The 24,451-nt window shown below is 70.3% G+C and carries 21 protein-coding genes; 10 read left to right on the plus strand and 11 right to left on the minus strand.

What is annotated here, in order from left to right:
* Window positions 1–88 precede the first annotated feature (88 nt).
* From ACX9MN_RS31340 to ACX9MN_RS31365, 6 genes are all read right to left on the minus strand, one after another.
* Complete coding sequence (locus ACX9MN_RS31340) at window positions 89–1,378, minus strand: cystathionine gamma-synthase family protein (RefSeq protein WP_489726313.1); 1,290 nt, start codon at window positions 1,376–1,378, stop codon at window positions 89–91.
* Between the two features lie 153 nt (window positions 1,379–1,531).
* Window positions 1,532–1,852, minus strand: a complete 321-nt coding sequence (locus ACX9MN_RS31345) for a DUF6166 domain-containing protein (protein ID WP_091927949.1) — start codon at window positions 1,850–1,852, stop codon at window positions 1,532–1,534.
* Entirely contained in the window at window positions 1,852–2,067 is a 216-nt protein-coding gene (locus ACX9MN_RS31350; RefSeq protein ID WP_020095789.1) for a hypothetical protein, read from the minus strand. Before ACX9MN_RS31350 ends, ACX9MN_RS31345 begins: the two co-directional genes overlap by 1 nt.
* A 28-nt stretch (window positions 2,068–2,095) precedes the next feature.
* On the minus strand, window positions 2,096–2,485 hold the full coding sequence (locus ACX9MN_RS31355; protein WP_100253679.1) for a hypothetical protein: 390 nt from the start codon (window positions 2,483–2,485) through the stop codon (window positions 2,096–2,098).
* A 50-nt stretch (window positions 2,486–2,535) separates the two neighbouring features.
* Window positions 2,536–3,327: a sterol desaturase family protein gene (locus ACX9MN_RS31360; protein WP_489726314.1), complete on the minus strand. Its 792-nt coding sequence runs from the start codon at window positions 3,325–3,327 to the stop codon at window positions 2,536–2,538.
* Between the two features lie 138 nt (window positions 3,328–3,465).
* Entirely contained in the window at window positions 3,466–4,890 is a 1,425-nt protein-coding gene (locus ACX9MN_RS31365; protein WP_489726315.1) for an MFS transporter, read from the minus strand.
* Window positions 4,891–5,053: 163 nt separating this feature from the next.
* Between ACX9MN_RS31365 and ACX9MN_RS31370 the strand changes: the two genes are divergently transcribed.
* On the plus strand, window positions 5,054–5,842 hold the full coding sequence (locus ACX9MN_RS31370; protein WP_091927999.1) for a GntR family transcriptional regulator: 789 nt from the start codon (window positions 5,054–5,056) through the stop codon (window positions 5,840–5,842).
* Window positions 5,843–6,000: 158 nt separating this feature from the next.
* Here ACX9MN_RS31370 and ACX9MN_RS31375 read toward each other — a convergent pair whose 3' ends face one another.
* Entirely contained in the window at window positions 6,001–7,293 is a 1,293-nt protein-coding gene (locus tag ACX9MN_RS31375; protein ID WP_489726316.1) for an MFS transporter, read from the minus strand.
* A 192-nt stretch (window positions 7,294–7,485) separates the two neighbouring features.
* The gene (locus ACX9MN_RS31380; RefSeq protein WP_489726317.1) at window positions 7,486–8,562 is read right to left on the minus strand and encodes an ABC transporter substrate-binding protein; all 1,077 of its coding nucleotides are present in this window, start codon (window positions 8,560–8,562) and stop codon (window positions 7,486–7,488) included.
* 116 nt (window positions 8,563–8,678) lie between these two features.
* Here ACX9MN_RS31380 and ACX9MN_RS31385 point away from each other — a divergent pair, with 116 nt between their 5' ends.
* From ACX9MN_RS31385 to ACX9MN_RS31420, 8 genes are all read left to right on the plus strand, one after another.
* Window positions 8,679–9,344, plus strand: a complete 666-nt coding sequence (locus tag ACX9MN_RS31385) for a response regulator (protein WP_020095782.1) — start codon at window positions 8,679–8,681, stop codon at window positions 9,342–9,344.
* Complete coding sequence (locus ACX9MN_RS31390; protein ID WP_489726318.1) at window positions 9,341–10,741, plus strand: sensor histidine kinase N-terminal domain-containing protein; 1,401 nt, start codon at window positions 9,341–9,343, stop codon at window positions 10,739–10,741. The genes ACX9MN_RS31385 and ACX9MN_RS31390 overlap by 4 nt, the downstream gene beginning before the upstream one ends.
* A 273-nt stretch (window positions 10,742–11,014) precedes the next feature.
* Window positions 11,015–11,611 carry a TetR/AcrR family transcriptional regulator gene (locus ACX9MN_RS31395; RefSeq protein ID WP_020095780.1) on the plus strand — a complete coding sequence of 199 codons (597 nt, stop codon included), beginning with the start codon at window positions 11,015–11,017 and terminating at the stop codon, window positions 11,609–11,611.
* Window positions 11,612–11,614: 3 nt separating this feature from the next.
* The gene (locus ACX9MN_RS31400; RefSeq protein ID WP_489726319.1) at window positions 11,615–13,438 is read left to right on the plus strand and encodes an ABC transporter ATP-binding protein; all 1,824 of its coding nucleotides are present in this window, start codon (window positions 11,615–11,617) and stop codon (window positions 13,436–13,438) included.
* A gap of 26 nt (window positions 13,439–13,464) precedes the next feature.
* On the plus strand, window positions 13,465–14,643 hold the full coding sequence (locus ACX9MN_RS31405) for an efflux RND transporter periplasmic adaptor subunit (protein ID WP_489726320.1): 1,179 nt from the start codon (window positions 13,465–13,467) through the stop codon (window positions 14,641–14,643).
* An 18-nt stretch (window positions 14,644–14,661) separates the two neighbouring features.
* Window positions 14,662–17,805: a multidrug efflux RND transporter permease subunit gene (locus ACX9MN_RS31410; protein WP_489726321.1), complete on the plus strand. Its 3,144-nt coding sequence runs from the start codon at window positions 14,662–14,664 to the stop codon at window positions 17,803–17,805.
* A 244-nt stretch (window positions 17,806–18,049) separates the two neighbouring features.
* Window positions 18,050–18,514 carry a nuclear transport factor 2 family protein gene (locus ACX9MN_RS31415; RefSeq protein ID WP_020095776.1) on the plus strand — a complete coding sequence of 155 codons (465 nt, stop codon included), beginning with the start codon at window positions 18,050–18,052 and terminating at the stop codon, window positions 18,512–18,514.
* A complete protein-coding gene (locus ACX9MN_RS31420) occupies window positions 18,511–19,098 on the plus strand; it encodes a TetR/AcrR family transcriptional regulator (protein WP_489726322.1) in 588 nt (195 codons plus the stop codon). The genes ACX9MN_RS31415 and ACX9MN_RS31420 overlap by 4 nt, the downstream gene beginning before the upstream one ends.
* A gap of 1,307 nt (window positions 19,099–20,405) precedes the next feature.
* Here the strand turns inward: ACX9MN_RS31420 and ACX9MN_RS31425 are convergent.
* From ACX9MN_RS31425 to ACX9MN_RS31435, 3 genes are read right to left on the minus strand one after another with little or no spacing between them, the layout of a single operon-like run.
* On the minus strand, window positions 20,406–21,587 hold the full coding sequence (locus ACX9MN_RS31425; RefSeq protein WP_489726323.1) for an SRPBCC domain-containing protein: 1,182 nt from the start codon (window positions 21,585–21,587) through the stop codon (window positions 20,406–20,408).
* 15 nt (window positions 21,588–21,602) lie between these two features.
* Window positions 21,603–23,312, minus strand: coding sequence for an MFS transporter (locus tag ACX9MN_RS31430; RefSeq protein WP_489726324.1), 1,710 nt, complete (start codon window positions 23,310–23,312; stop codon window positions 21,603–21,605).
* A 47-nt stretch (window positions 23,313–23,359) separates the two neighbouring features.
* Window positions 23,360–23,707 carry an ArsR/SmtB family transcription factor gene (locus ACX9MN_RS31435; RefSeq protein WP_482960219.1) on the minus strand — a complete coding sequence of 116 codons (348 nt, stop codon included), beginning with the start codon at window positions 23,705–23,707 and terminating at the stop codon, window positions 23,360–23,362.
* 410 nt (window positions 23,708–24,117) lie between these two features.
* Between ACX9MN_RS31435 and ACX9MN_RS31440 the strand changes: the two genes are divergently transcribed.
* Complete coding sequence (locus tag ACX9MN_RS31440; RefSeq protein ID WP_489726325.1) at window positions 24,118–24,360, plus strand: hypothetical protein; 243 nt, start codon at window positions 24,118–24,120, stop codon at window positions 24,358–24,360.
* Window positions 24,361–24,451 lie beyond the last annotated feature (91 nt).

Here is a 24,451-nt window from a genome sequence, read left to right on the forward strand (position 1 = left end):
TCCGGTTGCCGGACACGCGTTGCCGGGCGATGCGACCGAGCTGCCTCGGCGGCGTGCGCACCGCGCCCGGCCGCCGTTGGGCGCGTCCCTAGCCCAGGACGGACAGAGCGGCCGCGAGGTCGGCGACCAGATCGTCCGGGTGCTCGATCCCGATCGACACCCGGATGGTCGCGTCCGTGATCCCGAGCCGGTTGCGCACCGCCTTCGGCACGCCGGAATGGGTCGTGGAGGCCGGGTGGCTGGCGAGCGACTCGGTTCCGCCCAGGCTGACGGCGAGCTTGAACAGCTGGAGGCCGTTGAGAACCCGGAACGCCTCGGCCTCGCCGCCGACGATGTCGAACGAGAACGTCGAGCCGGGCGCCGCGCACTGCTTGGCGTAGACCTGCGCCTGCCGCGATCCCGGCTCGAGATGCGCGAGATGGTGGAGCCGCGCCACCTTCGGGTGCGCCGCCAGCATCCGGCCGACGATCTCGCCGTTGCGGTTGGCGGCGCTCATCCGCAGCGACAGGGTCTCGAGCGAGCGCCCGAGCATCCAGCAGGAATGCGGGTCGAGACCGGTCCCGATCGCCGAGCGCAGAAGCCGTACCGGCTTCATCCGCGCCGCCGAGCCGAGGGCGGCGCCGGCGATCAGGTCCGAGTGGCCGCCGACATACTTCGTCAGGGAGTAGACCGAGATGTCGGCGCCTTCGCGCAGCGGGTGCTGGAAGAGGGGCCCGAGTAGGGTGTTGTCGCAGACGACGACCGGCGCCTCGCCGCCCTGCCGGGCGCCGATCTCCCCGGCGACCGCCCGGACGAGGCCCAGGTCGACGAGGGTGTTGAGCGGGTTCGAGGGGGTCTCGACCATGACGACGCTGACGCGTCCCGCGCCCGCCGCGCGGTCGGCCGCGGCGCGCACGCTCGCCGGATCGGTGCCGTCGGAGAACCCGAACGGCGCGATGCCGAACCCGGCCAGGGTCTTGGCGATCAGGGTCTCGGTGCCGCCGTACAGGGGTTGCGAGTGCAGGATCGCGTCGCCGGGCCGCGCGAAGGCCAGGATCGTGGTGGCGATCGCCGACATGCCGGAGGAGAAGACCAGCGCGGCCTCGGCCTCCTCGAAGACGGCCAGCCGGTCCTCGACGATCTCGCTGTTCGGGTGATTGAAGCGCGAGTAGACCAGCCCCGCCGCCTCGCCGACCGGCGGTTCGCGCCGTCCCGAGACGTAGTCGAAGAAGGCTTTGCCGTGCTCGGCCGAGGTGAACACGAAGGTCGATGTCAGGAAGACCGGCGGCTTCACCGCGCCCTCGGACAGGGCCGGGTCGTAGCCGTAGCCGAGCATCAGCGTCTCGGGACGGAGCGGGCGGTCGCCGAGCGCCTTCCGGTGGTAGCGGTCGTCGGACATGCTGGCCTCGCTCCGACAGGCCCCCAGCCCGGGGCTGGGCAGCCCGGTTGCGCTCTGACTCCGGGGTTCCGGACGCGGGAGCATGGCACAGGCAGGGCCGCTACGGAACGCCGCCGCGGTCCCGACGCGCCGCGGCGGAGGGCGCTGCAAGTCTCAGCCGGACCGCGCCGCGCCGCCCGAATCCAGGCGCTCCAGGACGCGGGCGACGTCGGCCGTCGTCATCTCCCACTCGTTCTGGAAGTTGGCCACGACGCCGCGCATGAAGCGCAATTGCAGGCGCTCCGCCTCCGCCGCGTCGCCGAGATGATCCACCAGGATCGCGTAGGCGAGCTGCGAGGGCTCGGGACCCTCGTAGCTCCACTCGAAGCCGTTCCGGGAGTAGCACTTGGCCTCGGCCCGATCCGGCAGCGGCGCCCCGTTCACCGTGACGACGATCCCGTCGATCGTCCGGTCCCCGGCATAGACCTTGTCCATCACCGCGCCTCCCGGATCCGGTGGCGCGGGGTGCGGCCGTCGGAGCGGTTGCGCATCACCTCGGGGAAGATCCAGAGGCTGACCACCATGAACGGGCCGAGGAAGGCCACGGCCCAGCGCGGCCCGGTCTGGCCGAGATGGCCCATGTAGAACCAGCCGGCGAGCGCCGCGAGCGCGACGGCGACCGACAGGCCGAACTTGATCGGAAACGGCATGGGATCCCTCCCGGATCGCGCGTGCGGGTCAGAGGACGAAGACGGCGCCGACCTGCTGCAGCAGGCCGAGGGTACCGCAGAGGGCGGCGAGCACGATCGCCAGGCCCGCGACGCCGTCGCGCCAGCGCTGGGGCCAGACGTTGAACAGGCCGGGCGCGAACAGGATGGCGAAGCCGCCCACGATCACGAGGCTCGACCAGCGGAGCTCGGCGGCCCCGTAGGCGAGCATCCCGCCGGTCAGCGCCGCGAGCAGGAGGACGTTGGCCGCGATCAGCGCGAGGCCGAGGGGGCGCGCCCTCAGGTCGGGCCGGGTCTCCAGCGGGAACATCCCGGCCAGCACGTAGAAGCCGGTGCAGGCGACCCCGGCGAAGAGGGCGAACCACGCGAGCGCGGCGACGTTCGGTTCGATCATGTCCATGGCGGCGTTCCGGGCTGCTCGTCAGTCTAGGCGGCGGGTTGCGCGGCGGGTCACTCGGCGGCCTGCATGGCCCGGGGCTCGGGGGCACCGGGCGTGCGCGCGGTCTTGCGCATGTCGGTCTTCACGTGGCGCGTGTCGTAGCCGTTGAAGAGCGTCCCGATGAGACCGCGGTTCAGGTCCGAGGTGCCGAACAGCCAGTCCATGATCGGGAAGGTCAGGTTCATGTTCCGCTCCATCATGATCGATTGGTCGTGATGGGCCGTGTGATGCCGCCGGTTCGTGTTGATGAACGGCATGGTGCGGACGAACCAGTTCTCCTCGACGTGGCAGCAGAAGTGCATGAACTCGTAGATCATGTAGATGCTGGTCGTCGTGGTGATGAACAGCCACCCGACATTAGGCGTGAAGATGTTGCCGAGCACGATGGCGCCGGGGATCGACATCAGCGTGAACGTCGCCAGCGCGTAGGGCGGGAAGAACGTCACCCGGTAGTCCCGGTGGTCGGCGAAGCGCATCTCGTGGTCGGTGAAGAACTGGTGATGCTGCAGCGTGTGCCGATTGTAGACGGCCCGCCCGATCGGATTGCTCTGCGGCCGGTGCATCACGTAGCGGTGGAGCCACCACTCGAAGAAATTGCAGAACAGGAACACGACCGGGACCGTCGCGAGCTCGATCCAGCTCGGCGCGTGGATGTTCGAGACGTAGATGTACAGGGCCGTCAGGCCGATCGTGTAGATGATCGCGATGTGCAGGAAGCCGTTGTACCAGCCGGCCACGCGCTGGCGGTAATTGGCGCGGTAGTTCCGCTGCCGCTCGCTCATGCGGGTGTTGGCGAGTTCCATGATGCGCCTCCTCGCTGGGATGGGGGTGACGACGCGCCCCCACCGGGATCTGTCGTTATAGAGATACCGTTGATATATCAGTTGTCAACCTGACCGAGCGGCGGCGACGCCGCCACCGTCCGGTCGGGGCCGGTCCGGTCAGTGCGAGATGGCTTCCAGGGACTTGCCCTTGGTCTCGATGCCGAGGAACCCGACGCTCGCGGCGGCGATGACGAACGAGCCGGCGCCCAGGGCGAAGACGCCGCCGTGGCCGAGCACCGGCAGGATCAGGCCGATCGCGAAGGGCCCGATGAGCGAGCCGACGCGGCCGATGGCCGAGGCGCAGCCGGCCCCGGTGGCGCGCGCCCGCGTCGGGTAGAGTTCGGGCGTGTAGGCGTAGAGCACCGACCACATGCCGAACAGGAAGAACTGCATCATCAGCCCGTAGGCGATGAGCCATCCGAACGATGGCGAGTGACCGTACAGGTAGGCGGCGACGGCGCTGCCCAAGAGCATCAGGACCGCGGTGGGTTTGCGGCCCCAGCGCTCGACGAGGATCGCCGAGGCGATGAAGCCCGGCACGCCCGCGAGCGAGATCAGGATCGTGTAGGTGACCGACTTGGCGACGCTGTAGCCGGCCTCCTGCAGGAGCGCGCCGAGCCAGGTGGTGAGGCCGTAGAAGCCCAGCAGGGCGAAGAACCACGTCAGCCAGATCATCACCGTCCGGCTGGCGTAGCCGGGGCTCCAGAGTTCGAGGAACGAGAAGCGCCGCTCGCCCCGCGCCGGCTCGGGCAGGACGGTCGGCTCCGGAAGCGGACGCCCGTCGAGGCGCAGGGCGACCTGCCGCTCGATCTGCGCCATCACCCGGTCCGCCTCCGCGTGCCGGCCGCGGTCGGCGAGCCAGCGGGGCGATTCCGGCACGAGGAAGCGGATCACGAACAGGAACAGCGCCGGCACGGCCTGCGCGAGGAAGACGGCGCGCCAGTCGAAATAGCTGAGCAGCACGTAGCTGAGGCAGCCGGCCGCGATGAAGCCGAGCGGCCAGAACCCTTCCATGATGGCGAGGTAGCGGCCGCGCTTGGCGGTCGGCAGGAACTCCGAGACGATGGCGAGCGCCACCGGGAACTCCATGCCCATGCCGAAGCCGAGCAGCAGGCGGGCGTAGCCCAGCATCGTCGCGTCCGGGGCGTAGGCGCACCAGAGGCTGCCGAGCCCCCAGAACACCATGCTGATCTGGAAGACCACCTTCCGCCCGAACCGGTCGGCGAGCATGCCCGACAGGGCCGCGCCCGCGAACATGCCGATGAAGCTCATGCTCGAGAGCAGTCCCGCCTGGGCGGTCGTCAGGCCGAACTCGGTCTTGATCGACCCGAGGAGGAAGGTGAGCGAGCCGAGATCGATCGAATCGAAGAACCACGCCGTGGCGATGATGAGGAAGATGTTGCGCTGGAAGGCGGTCATCGGCAGCCGCTCGAGTCGCGCCGCGATCAGCGCGCCCGACCCGACCGCGGCGCGGGCGGTGGCGTCCGCGGTCGTCCGATCCGGCAGCACGTCGCCGGCGGAAATCGCAACAGGCCCTGCCATGGCTCAACCTCCCTCACAGTTATATGCGGCGAGTCGTCATGCAGGATATTACTAAGATGCGCAAGATATATCAGACGTATGCCCTTGCGCGGTGCGCGGGCCCGCCCCATGCACGCTGATGGCGGCGTGGTGTGCGGGCCCGGCCGTGGCGGGGGTGTCGTCTATGAACTTCGTGACCGGGAAGACGACGTCCGTCCGCGCCGCCGAGCCGGGCCGCAAGCGGGCGCGGAAGGCCGTGAAAGGGGCGTCCCAGGAGGTGTCCCAGGAGGCCGCCCAGGAGGCACCCCATGCCGCGGGCGGCAACGACGATCTGCCCGACCTGACGCTGACCGACCGGGCGTACCAGCAGCTGGAAGAGATGATCACGACCCTGGTGCTCCCGCCCGGCCTCGTGCTCGGCGAGCAGAACCTGGTCCAACGGCTCGGAATCGGGCGGACCCCGATCCGGGAAGCCCTTCAGCGCCTCGCGCGCGACGGGCTCGTCGTGGTCATGCCGCGGCGCGGCATCCTGGTGTCGGACATCAACGTGCGCTCGCAGCTGCGGCTCCTGGAGACGCGGCGCGTCTTGGAGCGCCTGATCGCCCGCCTCGCCGCGGAGCGATCCACCCGCGAGGAGCGCGAGGTCTTCGCGGGGCTCGCGCAGGACATGCGCGACGCGGCCGCGGCGTCGGACGATCTGGCGTTCATGCGCCTCGACCGGCAGTTCAACGAGCTGATCGCGACGGCCTCGCGCAACGAGTTCGCCGTGCGCTCGCTGGAGAGCATGGCGGGACTGTCGCGGCGGTTCTGGTACCAGCACTACAAGCAGGCGGCCGATCTGCCGCTGACCGCCAACCTCCACGCGGACGTCTGCGAGGCGGTCGCGCGTCGCGACGTCGAGGCTGCCGGCGCCGCGTCGGACAGGCTCGTCGACTACATCGAGAGCTTCGCCCGCAAGACGTTGGATCTCTGAGGTCGCGCGACGGGACCCGTGTCGGGCGGTCGGCGCGGCGGTCAGTCAGGGGAGGGGCGGGCGGCGGCCGACGATCCGGTCCCGGCCGCCCCTCTGTCGTGACCCCTACGACGCGACGCGCGCGGAGTCTCCGAGGCAGGGTGCTCCCGGCGAGCCGGTCACGCGGGGGCTCCCAGAGCGACCGGTTGGGTCGCCCGGCGGTAGATCAAGAGCGTGGCGACGAGGCCGCACGCCCCGCCGAAGGCCATCCACAGCCCGGGGGCCGCGCGGTTGCCCGTGGCCTCGATGAGCCACGTTGAGACGAGGGGCGTGAAGCCGCCGAGGAGCGCCGTCGCCAGCGAGTAGGCGAGGGAGAAGCCGGCCGTGCGCACGCTCGCCGGGATCACCTCGGTCAGCGCGACCACCATCGCGCCGTTGTAGCTGCCGTACAGGAAGGACAGCCACAGGAGGGCGATCAGCATGTTCCCGAAGCTCGGGCTTGCCACGAGCCAGCCCAGCACCGGGTAGGCGGTGAGCAGGGTCAGCGCCGAGAAGACGAGCAGGAGCGGCTTGCGCCCGATCCGGTCGGACAGGGCTCCCATGACCGGCAGCCAGAACAGGTTCGACAGGGCGGTGCAGAAGGTCACGAGAAGGCTGTCGGTGTCGGACAGCTTGAGCACGGCCTTGCCGAAGGTCGGGGTGTAGACGGTGATCGTGTAGAACGAGATCGTGGTCATGCCGACGAGCAGCATGCCGAGCAGCACGATCTGCCAGTTGCTGGCGAGCGAGCCGAACACCTCCTTCATGGAGGGGCGGTGCTTGCGCTTCAGGAACTCCTCCGTCTCCTCCAGCGACCGCCGGATGTAGAACAGGAACGGCACGATCGCGCAGCCGATGAAGAACGGGATCCGCCAGCCCCAGTCGTTCATGTCGGCGAGCGAGAGGGCGTGGTTGAGGATGTAGCCGATCACGGCGGCGAACATGACCGCGACCTGCTGGCTGCCGGACTGCCAGGACACGTAGAAGCCCTTGTTGCCGGGGGTGGCCATCTCCGACAGGTAGACGGAGACGCCGCCGAGCTCGACGCCGGCCGAGAAGCCCTGCAGCAGGCGCCCGACGAGGACCAGGAAGGGCGCGAACAGGCCGATCGTGCCGTAGCCGGGGACGAAGGCGATCAGGATCGTGCCGGCCGCCATGATGCCGAGCGTGACGATCAGCCCCTTCCGGCGGCCGATGCTGTCCACGTAGGCGCCGAGGAAGATCGCGCCGAGGGGCCGCATCAGGAAGCCGGCGCCGAACGTCACGAAGGTCAGCATCAGCGAGGCGAACTCGTTGCCGACCGGGAAGAAGGTCTTGGAGATGTAGGTGGCGTAGAAGCCGAACAGGAAGAAGTCGAACATCTCCAGGAAGTTGCCGCTGGTCACGCGCAGGACCGTGGCGACTTTGGAACTCGACGGATGGGCCTGTATCATTGCTGTCTCCCTCAGGCGCCGGAGCGGTCGCAACCGCACGAGGGAAGCGTCGGTTCTGAACGGCTGACGATCGCTCTTGGCGATCGGGCTGCAGCCGCAAACCAATCCTCCCATGTATTCGCGCCGACTTCGCAGCGCTTGACGCCGCTATACGCCGGTCAACCTGTCACGAAGCTGTCGCGGGACCCGGTCTCAGCGGCCTTCCACGGCGCGCCGCCAGCGCCGCAGCATGCGGGCGTGCCGGATCTGGTCGAGGTTGGCCAGCAGCTCCGGCCCGACCGGGACCGGCCGCAGGGCCGGGGCGGACGCGACCGGGTCGTCGGCCCGGCGGGCATCCGTCCGGGCCGGCGTGAGCGACCGGGCGGCGAGCCGCGCCTGCCCCTCGCGGGAGAGCATGTAGTCGAGGAACATGCGGGCTGCGGCGGGATGCGGCGCGTCCTTCGCGATGAAGGCGATCCGCGAGACGAGGAGCGTGTAGTCCGTGGGCAGCACGAGGCCGATCGCCGGATCGTGCCGGGCCCGTTCGAGGGCGTAGGCGCCGAACACGCCGTAGGCGAGGACGGCCTCGCCCGCGGCGATGCGGTCGAGCATGGTCTCCGTCCGGGTGTAGAGCTTCACGCCGGCCTGCCCGAGGGCGGAGACGAGGTCCCACGTCCGGGGCGTCACGTCCGCGTCCTGCGCGAGGATCAGCGAGCCGACGCCGCTCCGCTCCGGATCGTAGGCGGCGACCTTCCCCTGCCACGTCTCGGGGTGGTCCGTCAGGGCTCGGATCAGGTCGGCGCGGGTCTGGGGAATCTGCTCCGGCGGGAGGAGCGTCCTGTTGTAGGCGATGGCGATCGGCTCGGCCGTGACGCCGAACGCCTCGTTGCGCCACACGGCCCAGGCCGGCAGGGAGGCCGCCTCGGGGGACGCGTAGTGGGCGGCGTAGCCGTCGTTCACCAGCTTGATCTGGCGATCCATGGCGGAACTCCACACGATGTCCGCCTCGACCGCGCCGGCCGCGGCCTCCTCCACGAAGCCGTCGTACAGGGTCGCGGAATTCATCTTGGTGTAGGAGACCGCCACGCCGGGATGGGCCTCGCGGAAGCCCGCGAGGAGGTCGGCGACCTCGGCCTCGTCGGTCGTCGCCCGCACGACCACGACGGTCTCGCCGCGGGCCGCGGCGGACCCGGTCCCCTCGGCCGCCGGAGATGGTTCGACCTGTGCTGAGGCCGGGCCCGGACCGGCCATCAGCAGCAGGACGAGGCCGACGACAGCGGGAGCGCGCACCAGGGTCTGCCCTTCGAGAGCCGCGGGAGTCCCCGCAGCTTCGCCGTGCAGAGACCGGGCGGGAATGCTAGACTCGGAGGACCGCTTCGGCCAACACGATCGATGACGGGAGGAGCATGCGCGTTCTGGTCGTCGAGGACGATGCCGCCCTGGCGCGCGGCCTCGTCGCCGCCCTCCGGCACGGCGGATACGCCGTCGACCACGAGGCGGACGGAGCGGACGCGGTGCAGCTCGCGCTGAGCGAACCCTACAGCCTCATCGTCCTGGACCTCGGCCTGCCGGGCCTGCCGGGCTTCGAGGTCCTCAAGGCCGTCCGGGCGGCCGGCTCGACCGTTCCGGTCATGATCCTGACCGCGCGCGACGCCATCAGCGACCGCGTCCGTGGGCTCGATCTCGGGGCGGACGATTACCTGCTCAAGCCGTTCGACCTCGCCGAGTTCGAGGCGCGGGTGCGGGCGCTCGTCCGCCGCGGGCAGGCCGTGCCGAACCCGGTCCTGCGCTGCGGCGCGCTGGAGCTCGACCGGGCCGCGGGTACCGTGACCCTCGGCGGGGCGCCCGTCGCGCTGCGACGCCGGGAACTCGCCGTCCTGACCATCCTGATGACGCGCGCCGGGAAACCCGTCCCGAAGGAACGGCTCAGCGCCGAGATCTTCGGCTTCGACGAGGCGGTCGCGCCGAACGCCCTCGAACTCTACGTCGCCCGCCTGCGGAAGAAGCTGCAGCCGGACGGGCCCGAGATCCGCACGATCCGCGGCCTCGGCTACCTGCTGATGCCGGTGTGACCCGGCCGCGCGCGCCCTCGATCCGGCGGCGCCTGCTCGTCCGCATGCTGCTCCCGGCCCTGGCGCTCGCGCTGCTGCTCGGCTTCGCCGGCGCGCTCGTGATCCGGAACGTCGTGGAGACGACGCACGACCGCCTGCTCGACGGGTCCGTCCTGGCGATCGCCGAGCGGCTGACCGTGGAGGACGGCGAGGTGTCGGTCGACCTGCCCCGCGTCGCCCTCGGGATGCTGGAGAGCCAGGCGCAGGACCGGATCTACTACAGCGTCACCTACGGCGGGGCGCTGGTGACCGGCTATCGCGACCTCCCGGGCCTGGACGTCGATACGCTCCCGCTCGGGGTGACGACCCATCGCGACGGCATCGTCCGCGGGGCGGCCGTGCGGATCGCCGCCCAGGCCCGGCGGGTCTACGGGAAGCCGGACCCGGTCCTCGTGCAGGTCGCCGAGACGCGCGAGGCTCGCCAGGGCCTGGAGCGACGCCTGCTCGCCGGGCTCGCGCTGGCCGAGCTGGGGCTGATGGGCCTGATCGGGGCCCTGTCGTGGTACAGCATCGACAGCAGCCTGAGGCCGCTGACCCGGCTGAGCGACGCGATCGACCGGCGGGCGGTCCCGGGGGCGATCAACCTGCAGCCGCTCGACGTGGCCGGGGTGCCCCGCGAGGCGCTGGCCCCGGTGCTCGCCCTCAACACGCTGCTCGAGCGCCTGGAGCAGGCGATCGCGGGGGAGCGCACCTTCACGTCGGATGCCTCGCACCAGCTGCGGACGCCGCTCGCCGTGCTCAGGATGCACGTGGAACTGCTCCGCAGGATCACGCCCGGGGAACCGGCCCACGCCGCGGCGATCGACGATATCGACGGAGCCGCGCGGCGCCTGGAACGCCTCCTCGCGCAACTGATCGCGCTCGCCCGCGCCGATGCGGGCGCGGCCGCCACGGACGCCGCCGCGGCGATCACCGACCTGAACGACATCGCGGCCCGCGTGGTCACGGAGCAGGTGCCCCACGCCCTCGCGCGCGGGGGCGAGATCGTCCTCGATCGCCCCGACGGCGCGGTGCCGGTCGTGGGCGATCCGTTCATCGTCGGCGAGATCCTCACCAATCTCGTGGACAACGCGATCCGCTACAACCGTCCCGAAGGCACCACCGTCGTCCGTGTCCGGCGCACGGAGACGGGCGCCTGCCTGGACGTCGAGGACGAGGGCCCGGGCATACCGCCGGAGGTGCGCGAGAAGGTCTTCGAGCGATTCTACCGTGTCGCGACGCGAGACGGTCCTGACGGCAGCGGCCTCGGGCTCGCGATCGTCCGAGCCCTCGCGGACCGGATCGGCGGGGCGGTCACGCTCGGTTCCCGCGCAGGCGGATCGGGACTGGTCGCGCGGGCGAGCTTCCGCGCGCCGTAGTCGCTGCGCGGGACGACGGTCCGGTGCGTTCGGCCTTGTCCGGCCGCCCGACCCGGGTCGCCTTCGCCGTGGTTGCCGGCTCGGATCTGCACCGGCCTGCTCTCGTGCCCGGTCGGAACAGGCCGACGCCCTCCGGTAAGCCGAAGCCGGCGGGGAGCTGCGCACCTGCGCGCCGGCGTCTCGGACACGTCATCCGATCACGGCACTTGAAAGATACCGCACGGTAGGTATCTTCGAGGCGGGGACGATTCCCGTCACTCCTGGGAAGGGGCCATGGCGACCGCCTATCATCGCAAGAAGCGGCCCGAGCTCGTCCGGCGCGCGCTGCTCGATTGCGCAGCCAAGCTCGCCCTGGAACAGGGCCTGTCCGCCGTCACCGTGCAGGCGGTCTGCCACGCCGCCGGGGTGACCAAAGGGGCCCTGTTCCACCACTTCCCGAGCAAGCAGGCCCTGGTCGAGGGCGTCGTCGCCGACCTGATCGCGCAGCTCGACGCGGAGATCGACGCGGCGATGGCGAAGGATCCCCGGCCGTACGGCCGGTACACCCGCGCCTACGTCGACATCACGCTGCACGACCCGATGATGACCGAGGGCAGCCAGTGGGCCGCTCTCCACATCTCGATCCTCGCCGAGCCGCCCCTGCGCCGCATGGTGTCGGCCTGGTTCGCGGAACGCCTGCACCGCCACCGCGACACCGACGGGAGTGCCGACCTCGAGTTCGTCCGGCTCGCCGCCGACGGCGCGTGGCTCGCCTACCTCGTGCGCGAGAAGCCGAGCGACCCGGTCCCCGCCCTCGACGCGCTCCGCGACCGCCTCGTCGCGATGACATTGGCTGAACCGTCCGCGCACCCGGGCGGCGACCGGGACTGAGCCATGGGATCGACCTCGATGGATGGGTTCGCCCCCGCCCGCGGCGCGGACGGGCCGGGCGATGCCGCGGAATACGGCGACCTGGCCGCGCGGCACGTCTCCGTCGCCCGGATCCTGACCCTGTTCCGCCCCTACGCGGGCCGGATCGCGCTCGTCATCGGGCTGATCGCGCTCGCCTCCGCCGCGGGGCTCGCCGCCCCGTTCCTTCTCCGCGAGATCGTCGACGTCGCGCTGCCGCGCGCCGACCTCGGACTGCTCGGCCGGCTCGCCGCCGGCATGGTCGGCCTCGCCGCGCTCGGGGCGGGCATCGGCGTGCTGCAGGCCCTCGTCACCGCGAAGGTCGGGCAGGCCCTCATGCACGACCTCCGGGTCCGCGTGTACGCGCATCTGCAGTCGCTTCCGCTCGGGTTCTTCACGGCGACCCGCTCCGGCGACATCCAGTCCCGCATCGCGAGCGACATCGGCGCCCTCCAGGCGCTGGTCACCCACACGGCGGGTGAGGCCACGCGCAACGCCAGCGCGGTGGTGATGACCGCCGCGGCCATGCTGCTGCTGGAATGGCGGCTCGCCCTGTTCTCGTTCCTGGTCCTGCCGCCGGCGACCTGGATCAGTGTCCGCGTCGGCCGGTTGCGCGAGGAGACAACCTACGCGCAGCAGGAACGCATCGCCGAGATGACGTCCGCGGTGCAGGAATCCCTCTCGGTCTCCGGCATCGTCCTCGCCCGCACGATGGGCCGCGTCCCCCATCTCGCGGAGCGCTTCGCGCGGGCCTCGCGCGCGGTGGCGAACCTGGAGGTCCGGTCCCACACGGCCGGGCAGTGGCAGTGGTCGGTCATCGACCTCGTGCTGCAAGCCCTGCCGGCCCTGACCCTGTTCCTCGGCGGCTGGATGGCGGGCGCCGGGACGACCATGACCATCGGCACTCTCGTCGCGATGATCGCGCTGCAGGAGCAGATGCTGTTCCCGCTCGAGGAGGTCCTGCGCACGGGCGTCGAGGCCCGGAAGACGCGGGCCCTGTTCGCGCGCATCTTCGAGTACCTCGACAAGCCGGTCGGCATCACCGAGCGGCCCGACCCCGTCACCCTCGACCCCGCCGAGGTCGCCGGCCACGTGCGCCTCAACGGCGTGACGTTCTCCTACGACCGAGCCGGCCCCGCGACGATCGCCGGCGTCACGCTCGATATCCCCGCCGGGTCGCACACCGCCATCGTCGGCGCGACCGGCTCGGGCAAGTCCACCCTCGGCCATCTCCTGGCCCGGCTCTACGACGTCGATGGCGGCGCCGTGCTCTACGACGGCGTCGACGTGCGCGACCTGAGTCTCGCCTCCCTCTCCGAGGTGCTCGGGGTCGTGACGCAGGACCCGTTCCTCCTCCATGCCAGCGTGGCCGAGAACCTGCTCTTCGCCCGGCCGGATGCGACGGTCGCGGAGATGGTCGCGGCGGCCCGGACGGCCCAGTTGCACGACATGGTCGCCGCCCTGCCGGACGGGTACGACACGCTGGTGGGCGAGCGCGGGCACCGCTTCTCGGGCGGCGAGCGGCAGCGCCTCTCACTGGCCCGGACCATCCTGCGCGACCCGCGCGTGCTGCTGCTCGACGAGGCGACGAGCGCCCTCGACACGGCGACGGAGCGGGCGATGGTCGAGGCCCTTGCCCGTCCAGGCAAGCCCCGCACGACCATCACCGTCGCCCACCGCCTCTCGACCGTCCGCCGGGCCGACCAGATCGTCGTGCTCGATCGGGGGCGCGTGGTCGAATGCGGCACGCACGAAGCCCTGCTCGCCCGCGGAGGCGCCTACGCGCGCCTCGTGCGCAAGGCGGCCTGACGGCCACGATTCCAGGACGGATCTCCATGCCTTCACACGCACCGGCCCGGCGGTCGCCGACCCTCGCCGCCCTCGGCCTCGTCGCGGCGCTCGCCCTGCAGGGCTGCAAGCCCGGGGCGGACGGTCAGGCACCGGGCGGTCCCGGATCGGCGGGTTCGCCGCCCGACGTCTCGACCGCTCGGGCCGAGCCCGGGACGGTGCCCCGAACCCTCGACCTGCCGGGTCGCCTCACCTCCACGCGGGTCGCCGAGGTCCGGGCCCAGGTCGCCGGCATCATCCAGGAGCGCGCTTTCGAGGAAGGCAGCCTCGTCCGGAAGGGCGATGTCCTCTTCCGCATCGACCCCGCCGTCTACCGGGCCGAGGTCGATGCCAAGTCCGCGGCCCTCGACCGGGCCGAGGCCACGCGGGTGCAGGCGCTGAAGCAATCCGAGCGCACCGAGACCCTTCTGGAGCGTCAGGCAGCCAGCACCGCCCAGCACGACCTCACGATCGCCGCCCTGCGCCAAGCCGAGGCCGACGTCGCGAGCGCGAAGGCGCAGCTCGCCCGCGCCCGGATCGACCTCGACTACGCGACCGTGCGCGCGCCCATCGCCGGCCGCATCGGCCGGGCCCTCGTCACGGAGGGCGCCCTCGTGGGCCAGGGCGAGGCGACCAAGCTCGCGCTGATCCAGCAGGTCGATCCGATCTTCGCCGATTTCAATGCCCCCGCGGCCGATCCGGGGCGGCTGGCGGAGCGGGCCACGGGTAAGGAGGAGACGGCGGTCCGCCTCGTCCTGCCCGACGGCGCGCTCCACGCCGATGCCGGGCGTCTGCTGTTCACGGATGTGAGCGTCGACCCCGGCACCGGGCAGGTGTCGCTCAGGGCCACGTTCCCGAACCCGAAGGTCGTCCTGCTGCCGGGCACCTATGTCCGAATCCGCCTCGCGCAGGGGACGGTGCCGGGCGCGGTCGTCGTCCCGGCCCAGGCCATCCAGCGGTCGAGCGCCGGCGTCGCGCAGGTCTTCGTGGTCGGGGAGGACAGGATTGCAGCGCTGCGCCCCGTGCGGGCGGGGGCGCTGACGGATGCGGGCTGGATCGTCGAGGACGGGCTCAAGGCCGGCGAGACCGTCGTGGTCGAGGGTTTCCAGCGGATACAGCCCGGCATGGCGGTGAACCCGGCGCCCTGGCAGGGCCCCCGGACGTCCTCCGCCTCCGCGAAGCCCTGACCGCGCCGGGACCGCACCATGACCCGCTTCTTCATCGCGCGCCCGATCTTCGCCTGGGCGATCTCCATCTTCATCGTGCTGGTGGGGGCGATCTCCCTCGCGTTCCTGCCGGTGTCGCAATACCCGGACGTGGCGCCCGTCACGATCCAGGTGAGCGCGACCTATCCCGGTTCTCCGCCCGAGCGGCTCTACGACGGGGTCACGCGCATCATCGAGGAGGAGCTGAACGGCATCCCCGGGCTGATGTACTTCGAGAGCACCAGCGACACGTCCGGCATGGCGCAGATCATGGCGTCCTTCGCGCCGGGCTCGGACCCGTCGAAGGCGACGGTGGCGGTGCAGAACCGGATCAAGCGCATCGAGGCGCGCCTGCCCCGGGCGGTCACGCAGCAGGGCGTCATCGTCGAGGAGGCCAGCACCAGCTTCCTGCAGTTCGTCACCGTCTCCTCGAAGGACGGCTCCTTGAGCGAGACCGACCTCGGCGACATCGCCGCCCGCCGTCTCCTCGGCGAGTTGCGGCGGGTGCCGGGCGTCGGCCGGGCCACCCTGTTCTCGTCCGAGAAGGCGCTGCGCATCTGGATCGACCCGGTCAAGCTCGTCGGGTTCGGGATGACGCCGGGCGACGTCACGGCCGCGGTGGGTGCGCAGAACGCGCAGGTCGCGTCAGGGACCGTCGGCGCGCAGCCCGCGGCCGAGGGCCAGCGCATCGCCGCGAACGTGCTGGTGAAGGGGCAGCTGACCACGCCCGCCGAGTTCGCCGAGATCGTGCTGCGCGCCAACCCGGACGGGTCGCTCGTGCGCCTGCGCGACGTGGCCGAGGTCGAGCTCGGCGGCCAGTCCTACACGATGCAGACCCGCCTCGACGGGCGCCCGGCCGCCGGCATTGGCATCCAGCTCGCCCCGGGCGCGAACGCGCTCGCGGCCGCCGGCGGCGTCAAGGCGAAGCTCGCCCAGCTCCAGCGCACGCTGCCCGCCAACATCCGGGTGACGGTGCCCTACGACACCACGCCCTTCGTCGAGGTGTCGATCCGGAAGGTGCTGATGACGCTCGCCGAGGCGATGGCCCTCGTCTTCGCGGTGATGTTCCTGTTCCTGCAGAACGTCCGCTACACCCTCATCCCGACCATCGTGGTGCCGGTGGCGCTGCTCGGCACCTGCGGCGCGCTGCTGCTCGCCGGCTTCTCGATCAACGTGCTGACCATGTTCGGCATGGTGCTGGCCATCGGCATCCTCGTCGACGACGCCATCGTGGTGGTCGAGAACGTCGAGCGCATCATGGGCGAGGAGGGGCTCCCGCCGAGGGAGGCCACCGCCAAGGCGATGGGCCAGATCACCGGCGCCATCGTCGGCATCACCTCGGTGCTGGTCGCGGTGTTCGTGCCGCTCGCCTTCTTCCCCGGCTCGGTCGGGGTGATCTACCGGCAGTTCGCCGTCAGCATGGCGACCTCGATCGCCTTCTCGGCCTTCCTGGCCCTCTCGCTGACGCCCGCGCTCTGCGCCACGCTGCTGAAGCCGGTCGAGAAGGGCCACCATCATGCCAAGGGCGGCTTCTTCGGCTGGTTCAACCGCCGCTTCCACGCCGGCACGCGGGCCTACCGGTCCGGCGTGGCGGGCCTGCTGCGCCGGCCCGTTCGGGCGCTCCTGGTGTACGGCCTCCTCGTGGCCGCGCTCGGCTGGGGCTACTGGCGCATGCCGTCGAGCTTCCTGCCCATCGAGGACCAGGGCTACGTCATCGTCGACGCGCAGACCCCGCCGGAATCCGCCACCGGCCGCACGCTCGACGTGGCCAAGCGCATCGAGGAGCACTTCGCCAAGGAGCCCGGCATCGACAGCCAGACGCTGCTCCTCGGGTTCGGCTTCTCGGGCCAGGGGCAGAACGCGGCCATCAACTTCGTCGGGCTGAAGCCCTGGGGCGAGCGCGGGCCGCAGGACAGCGCCGACGCCATCACGACCCGCGCCAACGCCGCCCTCGGCGGCCTGCCCGACGCCATCGCCATGTCGCTCTCGCCGCCGGCCATCGACTCGCTCGGCAATTCGAGCGGCTTCGCCTTCCGCCTCCAGGACAAGGCGCAGCAGGGCCACGCGGCGCTGGCGGCCGCGCGCGACCATCTCGTCAAGGCGGCGTCCCAGAGCCCGATCCTGCAGGGCGTCTACGTCGAGGGACTGCCGACCGCGCCGCAGATCGAGCTCGTCCTCGACCGGCAGAAGGCCAGCGCGCTGGGTGTCACCTTCGCCGACATCAACGACGCCCTCTCCACGAGCCTGGGCTCGGCCTACGTCAACGACTTCCCGAACCACGCGCGGATGCAGCGGGTGATCGTCCAGGCCGAGGCGGCCCGGCGCATGAAGGCGGAGGATCTGCTCGACCTCAACGTCCGCAACGCCAAGGGGCAGATGGTGCCGTTCCAGTCCTTCGCCCGGGTGCAATGGACGATGGGACCGTCGCAGGTCGTGGGCTTCAACGGCTACCCGAGCATCAAGATCTCCGGCAGCGCCGCCCCCGGCTACGCCAGCGGCGACGCCATGGCCGAGATGGAGCGGCTGGCGGGGCAGTTGCCGCCGGGCTTCGACTTCGCCTGGACCGGGCAATCGCTGCAGGAGAAGCTGTCGGGCTCCCAGGCGGTCTATCTGCTGGCGCTGGCGCTGTTCTGCGTCTTCCTCTGCCTCGCCGCGCTCTACGAGAGCTGGTCGATCCCGCTCGCCGTGCTGCTCGTGGTGCCGACCGGCGTGGTCGGCGCGGTCTTCGCGATGCTGATGCGGGACATGCCGAACGACGTCTACTTCAAGGTCGGCCTGATCACGGTGATCGGCCTGACCGCGAAGAACGCCATCCTGATCATCGAGGTGGCCAAGGACTTCGTGGCCAGGGGCGTGCCCGTCCGGGAGGCGGCGCTGGAGGCGTGCGAGCTGCGCTTCCGGCCCATCGTCATGACCTCGTTCGCCTTCATCCTCGGCGTCGTGCCGCTCGCCGTCGCGACGGGGGCCAGCATGAACAGCCAGCGGGCCATCGGCACGGGCGTTCTCGGCGGCATGGTCACCGCGACGGTGCTCGCCGTCTTCGTCACGCCGCTCTTCTACGTCCTCATCGCGCGGGTCTTCGGTTCCGCGGCGGCCGGCCAGCCGGAGGCCGGTCCCGTCCGGCGCGGCATCCCGGTGCCTTGAGGGTGCTCGTCCTTGCCAGGGGCGCGGCGGGACATCCCTCCGCTGACGCGAGCCGCGCAGCCGCAGGTGACCGACAGGGTCGGGTGGGCTTCCGCGGGTCCGCTTCGGGAACGGCACTCCGGAAAAGATGCCCTTCGCCGCTTGCAGATTTCCCGACCGAGAGCCGGAGGGCTCTCAGGGCACTTGATCTATCGGCGCCCATGTTGTACCGAACGGTACAACATGGTTCTGAGAGGTGATCCCAATGTCCCGACCCCCGCTTCCCCCGTTCACCGAGGAATCCGCGATCCAGAAGGTGCGTCTTGCCGAGGATGGCTGGAACACGCGCGATGCGGCCAAGGTCGCGCAGGCCTATACGCCCGACACGCGCTGGCGGAACCGCGTCGAGTTCGCGACCAATCGCGAAGAGGCGCAAGCTTTCCTAACTCGGAAGTGGAACAAGGAGCACGAATACAGACTGATCAAGCAGTTGTGGGCCTTCACCGGCAACCGTATCGCGGTGCGCTATGCCTACGAGTATCGCGACGACGGCGGGCACTGGTTCCGCGCCTACGGCAATGAGAACTGGGAGTTCGCCGAAGACGGATTGATGGCGCACCGTCATGCCAGCATCAACGAGATGCCGATCACCGAGGCGGAACGGAAGTTCCGGTGGCCGCTCGGGCGCAGACCCGACGATCACCCCTCGCTGAGTGACCTGGGCCTTTGAGCACGAAGCGCGTCCTCACCGAACGGGCCGGTGCCGTGCCGGCACTCGCGGAAGCGTTCCGCGAGCACGGGTTCGAGGGCGCGAGCCTGTCGGTGCTGTCGAAGGCGACCGGCCTCGGCAAGGGCAGCCTCTACAACTTCTTTCCCGGCGGGAAGGAAGAGATGATGGAGGCGGTTCTCGCCGACATAGACGCTTGGTTCGAGAAGGTCATCTTCTCGACGTTGGAGCATGCGCGCGATCCGACAGCGGCCGTCACGTCCATGATCGAGGATGTGACGGAATACTTCCGATCCGGCAGGAGAGTCTGTCTCGTCGGCTGCATTGGCCTGAATGCCTCCGGAGCCGTTTTCGCGGAGCGGATAAGGAGCTACTTCGCGCGCTGGATATCGGCTCTGGCCCGGTGCCTGAGAGCCGGCGGCGTTCACGAACCGCAAGCCTCGCAACTCGCTGAGGAGGCGGTTTCGGGGATACAGGGTGCGATCGTGCTGGCGCGAGCCTTAGAGGACGATGCCGTCTTTCTCCGGGTGGTTCATCGACAGCGATCCGTCTTGATCGATGCAATCGCCGATTCTAGTGCGGAGTGATAGAGGTCTGATCATTCGCAGTGGCCTGCCATGACAATTACCCATTCAACGATCGGTCTGAATTGTAACATTTGAAGTTCGCGACGAATTGTCTGCCCGATCGTGTGTGCCCGGCGACGATCCGTCTCCACCGCGATCAAGTCCGCATTTCTCGTCGTGCGCCGGACTGGGCAAATGAGACGGTGACACGGCTGCTTGCATCCGAATGTCCGGTTCGGGGATGCCGCTGAACAGGCCGGAATGGCTGGGCTGGATCGCGAGGCGTCCGTCCTCTCTTCCGGCAGCCGGCCTTCCGAGCCGATCACGGCTTCCGCCAGCATCGGCCGCCGCAGACCGCCTGCGCGAGCGTCTCCGACGGGTGAATCTCTGCCGTTCCGTTTCCGAGCTGCAGGGGCATCAGAGCGGACGACTTCGTTCCGCAGGCGCCCCCATCTTCCGTAATCTCGGGGATGGCCGCGGTCGCCATCTGCCCGGCTCGATCGGGCCGACGTCCAGGCCGCACGGAGCCGTGTCGCGGCTCGCAACCTGAACCAAACTGTCTCGGGAAATCCGGCGTGGTACAGCGATCGCGGCCGCCGGGTGCCGGTCCCTCGATCGACTCGACAGCCGACCGATATTTACCAAGCCGTTCGATGTCCTGGGAAGCTCCGGGGTCAGGTTGCGTAGTTGTCTTGAGACTCAACCACAGGCTGCATAATCTGCGGCAATGCGCGTCACATCCGCCATTGGCCTCGTCTCCGTGTTGCTCTCTGCGGGGTCCGCCGTCGCCTTCGCCCCCGCGCTGTTCGCGGCGGGACCGGCTGCCGTAGCCCAGCTGTGTACTGAGAGCGCAGGGACCGTCTCTTGTGCGAACGGTTATGCGGGCTTCCGAGGCCCCTCGGGGAAGCTCTGGATTGGCAAAGATGGCCGGGGGACCGTGATCGTCAGCATCGATGATCGTCGGAACGATCAGGAGCCATCCCGGCGCGAGCAGGATCACGGACGCTCCGTCCTCGAGCAGGCGTGGTGAGGCTCGGATCTTTCGCCCGTCGCCGCTGCCGTGCAGTTGAGACCCGGGTCGTGGCGTGACCGGCGGTGGCTCTCTCTCGGAGCGCCGCCAGTGACGAGGGCGCGAACCGGAAACTTGGTAAGGCCGTGGGCGCCTCACGCCTTGTCGGAGGCTGATCCAGCAGATCGCGCATCCTGCGGATCGATGGGTCAGGGCTGATGAGCGGGCTCCGGACGGGACCGATCGAGAGGATGGGTTGGCGACCCGTCGCAGACGGTCGAGACGTTCCGGCCTGACAGCCAGCCGCGGCCGTGCAGGGTCAGGTTTCCCCACGCTCCAACAGCAGGCGGTAATCGGCCAGGGTCATTGTCCCGGTGCCGCGCGGGTCGATCGTTCGCCGATCTCGGTCGGGCAGGACATCCGCGAACAGATCGATCCTCTTCCAGGCCGGGAGCTCGCCCGCTCGTGCCCGCCCCGGCACGAAGCCTGACGTAGCCTCCCGACGGTACCGGTGGATGTAGCGCGGGCAGTTCACGAACACCTCGGCGATATCGATCTTGAGCACCAGCTCGGCGCCAGGATGACGTTCCAGGTCCCTCGCGTCGCGGGCGATCCGCGCCGTGCCGTGGAGGCGCAGGCGGTGCGGCGTCTCGAAGTCGATGAACAGCAGGCCGAGCTTCGGGTTGGCCGCGAGATTCCCGGCCGTGAGGTACATGCCGTTGCCGTCGTAGCTCGGCAGCTCGATGACGCGCGGGCCCGCCACGCGCACGAAGCCCCGCGCACCGCCTTTGTAAGAACAGGTCGGAAATCCCCGATGGTCGACGGAGGTGATGAAGACCAGATCCTGCCGCGCGATGAAGGCCTGCTGGGTCGCGGTGAGTTCGCTCGTGACCGACAGGCTTCGCAGCCGGTTCGCGAGGTCACCCGTCTCGAACGCCTCTTGGAAGACCCGGTGACGGGGACCGTAGAGGTAGCTGATCGCGCCCAGAGGCGGCGCGAACACGGCCGCATCGGGTTTCGGCGCGGTGCTCCAGCGCAGGCGTTCGAGGCAGATCGCCCAGGCCGCCCTGTACCGGTCGGCGGTGTCCTGCCGGTCGAGCCGCGTATGAGAGAGCGTCAGCTCGGTCACGTCGACCCCGAGGGGGCGCAGGTCGATCTCGACGCGCGACGGCGGTCCGGCGAGTGGTCCGTCGCCGGCGAAGTGCCACGTCATCGCGAGGCGCCGCGGCGGCACGATCTCCAGGTACTCGCCGGACACCGCGTAGGCGCGCCCGTCCGGATTGCAGCCGTCGAGGCTGAAGCGGCCGCCGACCCGCAGGTCGCAGCTCGCGTCGCGGACTTCGCCGGCCCCCGGCGTGAGCCAGCGGGCGAGGCGGCGCGGGTCGGTGCAGGCCTCGAACACCAGGGCCGCGGCGGCATCGAGCTGCCGGACCAGGGCGATGGCGATCCGCGGGGGGCCGGACGCGGTGTCGGGCGCGGTGTCGGGCGCGGTGTCGGACATGGCGTGGGCGATCCGTCAGGCGATGGCGTCGAGGGCACGGCCCCGCGTCTCGTGCAGGCACAGCGCCGCGACGAGGAAGGCGACGGCGAGGACGGTCATCGCGTACCAGAGGCCGGCATAGATGTTCCCCGTCGCCGTGAAGGCCGAGAAGGCGATGGCCGGCAGGAAGCCTCCGAACCAGCCGCCGACGGCGTAGGGCACGGACAGCGCCGTGGTTCGGATGCGCGTCGGAAACAGCTCGATCATCCAGGCCGCGAGCGGGGCCGAGGCCAGGGCCACGAACACGTTGAGGAGGCTGAGGAGCGCGATCAGCGCCGGCAGGTTCGTCTTGGCCGGATCGGCCCTGGCCGGGTAGCCCGCGGCCGCGACGGCGGTCGACAGCGCCTTGCCGAACTCGGCTGTCCGTGCCCCGAGCGTCGCCTTGTCGAGCCCGGTCCCGTCGAAGGAGGCGAGACTCGCCTCGCCGATCTCGATCCGCACCGGGCTGCCGACCGGCAGATCGCGCGTCGCATAGGGGATGCCGAGCTTGGCCACCGCCCGCCGGGCGAGGTCGCAGGGGCTCTCGAACCGGGCGATGCCGAACGGGTCGAACTGGCGGCTGCACCCGGCCGGATCGGCGGCGACCACGACGGGCTTGGCCGCGACGGCCGCCGCGAGGTCGGGATGGGCGAAGCGCGTCACGCCGGCGTAGACCGGCCATGCCAGCAGCGCCACACCGAGGAAGCCCGCGAGCATGACCGGCTTGCGGCCGATCCGGTCCGAGAGCCAGCCCGCCGCGACCATGCAGGCGACGAGGGCGAGGCTGGAGCCGAGGATCGTGTAGTGCAGCAAGAACGGATCGATCTTCAGGTTCAGCATCAGCAGGTAGATCGGGTAGGACCCCGTCGCGCTGGCCACCGATTGCCCGGCGACGAGACCGAACAGGACGAGGAGCACGATCCGCAGGTTCGCCCATCGCCCGAGGGCCTCGCGGACCGGCCGGCGCGATCCGCCCCCGCCCCGGCGCATCCGCAGGAAGACCGGGGATTCCTGCAGTTTCAGCCGCATGTAGACCGAGACCAGCATCAGCACGGCCGAGAGCAGGAAGGGGATCCGCCAGCCCCAAGCCTCGAAGGCGGCCTTGCCCAGCACGGATTCGCAGGCGATCACGACGAGGATCGCAAGAACGAGGCCGCAGGCCATGGTGATGCCCACCGCGCTCGTCGCCAAGCCGCGCCGGTCCGCGGAGGCGTGCTCGGCGATGTAGGTCACGGCACCGCCGAACTCGCCCCCGAAGGCGAGGCCCTGCACGATGCGCAGGCTCACGAGCAGCGCCGGCGAGGCGACGCCGATGGCCGCGTAGGTCGGCAGCAGGCCGATGGCCACAGTCGCGCCGCCCATGATCACGATGGTCAGGAGGAAGGTGTATTTTCGCCCGACGCGGTCCCCCAAGGGGCCGAAGATCAATCCGCCGAAGGGCCGGGCGAGGAAGGTCACGGCCGCGGAGAGCAGGGTGAAGATATAGGCGTAGGCCTCGTCGAGGCCCGAGAAGAACTGCCGGGCGATGATGGCGGCCATCGGCCCGAACAGGACGAGGTCGTAGGCCTCGAACACCGCACCGAGGGATGAGGCCAGGATCACCCGCCGGATGCGGGTCCGCTCCTCCGGGACGCGCCCCGGCGCGATCGCGCGGGGCGCCTGTCCGGCGCGCGCGGAGGGACGAGGGACGGCGATGTCCTGAGCCATGATGGTCCTCCCCATGTCTTCGGGTCGTCGGCGGGCGGGATGCGGGCTCAGGGCGGTCCCGCCTCCCGCTTCATCTCCGCCAGCAGGTCCTCCAGGGCATCGAGGCGCGCGGTCCAGAAGACTTCGTAGGCCTGGAGCCACCGGTGAGCCTCCATCAGGGCCATCGGCTCGAGGCGGCAGAGATGCGAGCGCCCGCGCACCTGCCGCGTCACGAGCCCGGCGGCCTCCAGGGTCCTCACGTGCTTCGAGACCGCGACGCTCGACATCGGAAAGGCCGGCGCGAGCTCGGCGAGCTTGAGCGGTTTGTCGGCCAGCATCCGCACGATCGCCCGACGCGTCGGATCGGCGAGGGCGTGGAACAGGGCGTCCAGCGTCGCGTCGGGTAAGTCAACCATGCGGTATTATGAAAAACCAAATGGTTTTATGTCAAGACGCGGAGTCGGATGAGCCGCGGGCGCCGCCGGTGGGTCACAGGCCTCCCGGACGTCGATTTCCGCGCCTTCGCGCACGCCACAGGCGCGAGACTCGTCCGGACGGAGCGCGCGGCGGCGAGCGGTCTCGTAATCTGTCCGCTCGACTGTCGGAGTAGCCGGCCTCGCGAACGTCGGCCCGGGTCGCCTTTCCGCCGGAGCGCCGCGCGGCTCGCGACTCGAACCGGGACGCGCAGACCGCGTGTCCCCGTCATCGAGACTGGCCCTGCACCGGCTGCGCATCGGTTCTGGTCGGGGTGGCGAGCTGATCCGTTGACCGCTACGGAGGATGCAGATGGCGGCCGTACCGCCTCGCGCTTCACGACGCGCGAGCCATGACATCGACACGTGATAGCGGACCGACGATCACCGTTCTGAACTTCGGAGACTTCGAGCTCGCCTATCGCATGGCGATCCCGAGCTTCGAGCAGGAAACAGGCATCAAGATCGAGACCCGGTCGGGCGCGTCGCAAGGACGTGACCCGAAGACGATCCGCTACCAGCTTGACCACGGTGCCGAGGTCGACGTCGTCATCTGTCCAACGAAGGGCTGCATGAACTCGTCGACGCGAGGCTGATCGCCGAGGGCTCGATTGCCGAGCTTGTCCGTCGTCAGATGATTTGAGACGATTTGGGACGCTCAGGACCGGAGGCTCTGGTCCACCTGGG

It is taken from the genome of Methylobacterium sp. 1A (assembly GCF_058072805.1).

Excerpts from the sequence above, each read along its gene's own strand:
- ACX9MN_RS31370 (WP_091927999.1), top strand. The coding sequence starts at position 5,054 with ATGAACTTCGTGACCGGGAAGACGACGTCCGTCCGCGCCGCCGAGCCG.
- ACX9MN_RS31415 (WP_020095776.1), top strand. The coding sequence starts at position 18,050 with ATGTCCCGACCCCCGCTTCCCCCGTTCACCGAGGAATCCGCGATCCAG.
- ACX9MN_RS31385 (WP_020095782.1), top strand. The coding sequence starts at position 8,679 with ATGCGCGTTCTGGTCGTCGAGGACGATGCCGCCCTGGCGCGCGGCCTC.
- ACX9MN_RS31430 (WP_489726324.1), bottom strand. The coding sequence starts at position 23,312 with ATGGCTCAGGACATCGCCGTCCCTCGTCCCTCCGCGCGCGCCGGACAG.
- ACX9MN_RS31365 (WP_489726315.1), bottom strand. The coding sequence starts at position 4,890 with ATGGCAGGGCCTGTTGCGATTTCCGCCGGCGACGTGCTGCCGGATCGG.
- ACX9MN_RS31360 (WP_489726314.1), bottom strand. The coding sequence starts at position 3,327 with ATGGAACTCGCCAACACCCGCATGAGCGAGCGGCAGCGGAACTACCGC.
- ACX9MN_RS31355 (WP_100253679.1), bottom strand. The coding sequence starts at position 2,485 with ATGGACATGATCGAACCGAACGTCGCCGCGCTCGCGTGGTTCGCCCTC.
- ACX9MN_RS31425 (WP_489726323.1), bottom strand. The coding sequence starts at position 21,587 with ATGTCCGACACCGCGCCCGACACCGCGCCCGACACCGCGTCCGGCCCC.
- ACX9MN_RS31350 (WP_020095789.1), bottom strand. The coding sequence starts at position 2,067 with ATGCCGTTTCCGATCAAGTTCGGCCTGTCGGTCGCCGTCGCGCTCGCG.
- ACX9MN_RS31410 (WP_489726321.1), top strand. The coding sequence starts at position 14,662 with ATGACCCGCTTCTTCATCGCGCGCCCGATCTTCGCCTGGGCGATCTCC.
- ACX9MN_RS31400 (WP_489726319.1), top strand. The coding sequence starts at position 11,615 with ATGGGATCGACCTCGATGGATGGGTTCGCCCCCGCCCGCGGCGCGGAC.
- ACX9MN_RS31405 (WP_489726320.1), top strand. The coding sequence starts at position 13,465 with ATGCCTTCACACGCACCGGCCCGGCGGTCGCCGACCCTCGCCGCCCTC.
- ACX9MN_RS31345 (WP_091927949.1), bottom strand. The coding sequence starts at position 1,852 with ATGGACAAGGTCTATGCCGGGGACCGGACGATCGACGGGATCGTCGTC.
- ACX9MN_RS31435 (WP_482960219.1), bottom strand. The coding sequence starts at position 23,707 with ATGGTTGACTTACCCGACGCGACGCTGGACGCCCTGTTCCACGCCCTC.
- ACX9MN_RS31440 (WP_489726325.1), top strand. The coding sequence starts at position 24,118 with ATGACATCGACACGTGATAGCGGACCGACGATCACCGTTCTGAACTTC.
- ACX9MN_RS31395 (WP_020095780.1), top strand. The coding sequence starts at position 11,015 with ATGGCGACCGCCTATCATCGCAAGAAGCGGCCCGAGCTCGTCCGGCGC.
- ACX9MN_RS31340 (WP_489726313.1), bottom strand. The coding sequence starts at position 1,378 with ATGTCCGACGACCGCTACCACCGGAAGGCGCTCGGCGACCGCCCGCTC.
- ACX9MN_RS31375 (WP_489726316.1), bottom strand. The coding sequence starts at position 7,293 with ATGATACAGGCCCATCCGTCGAGTTCCAAAGTCGCCACGGTCCTGCGC.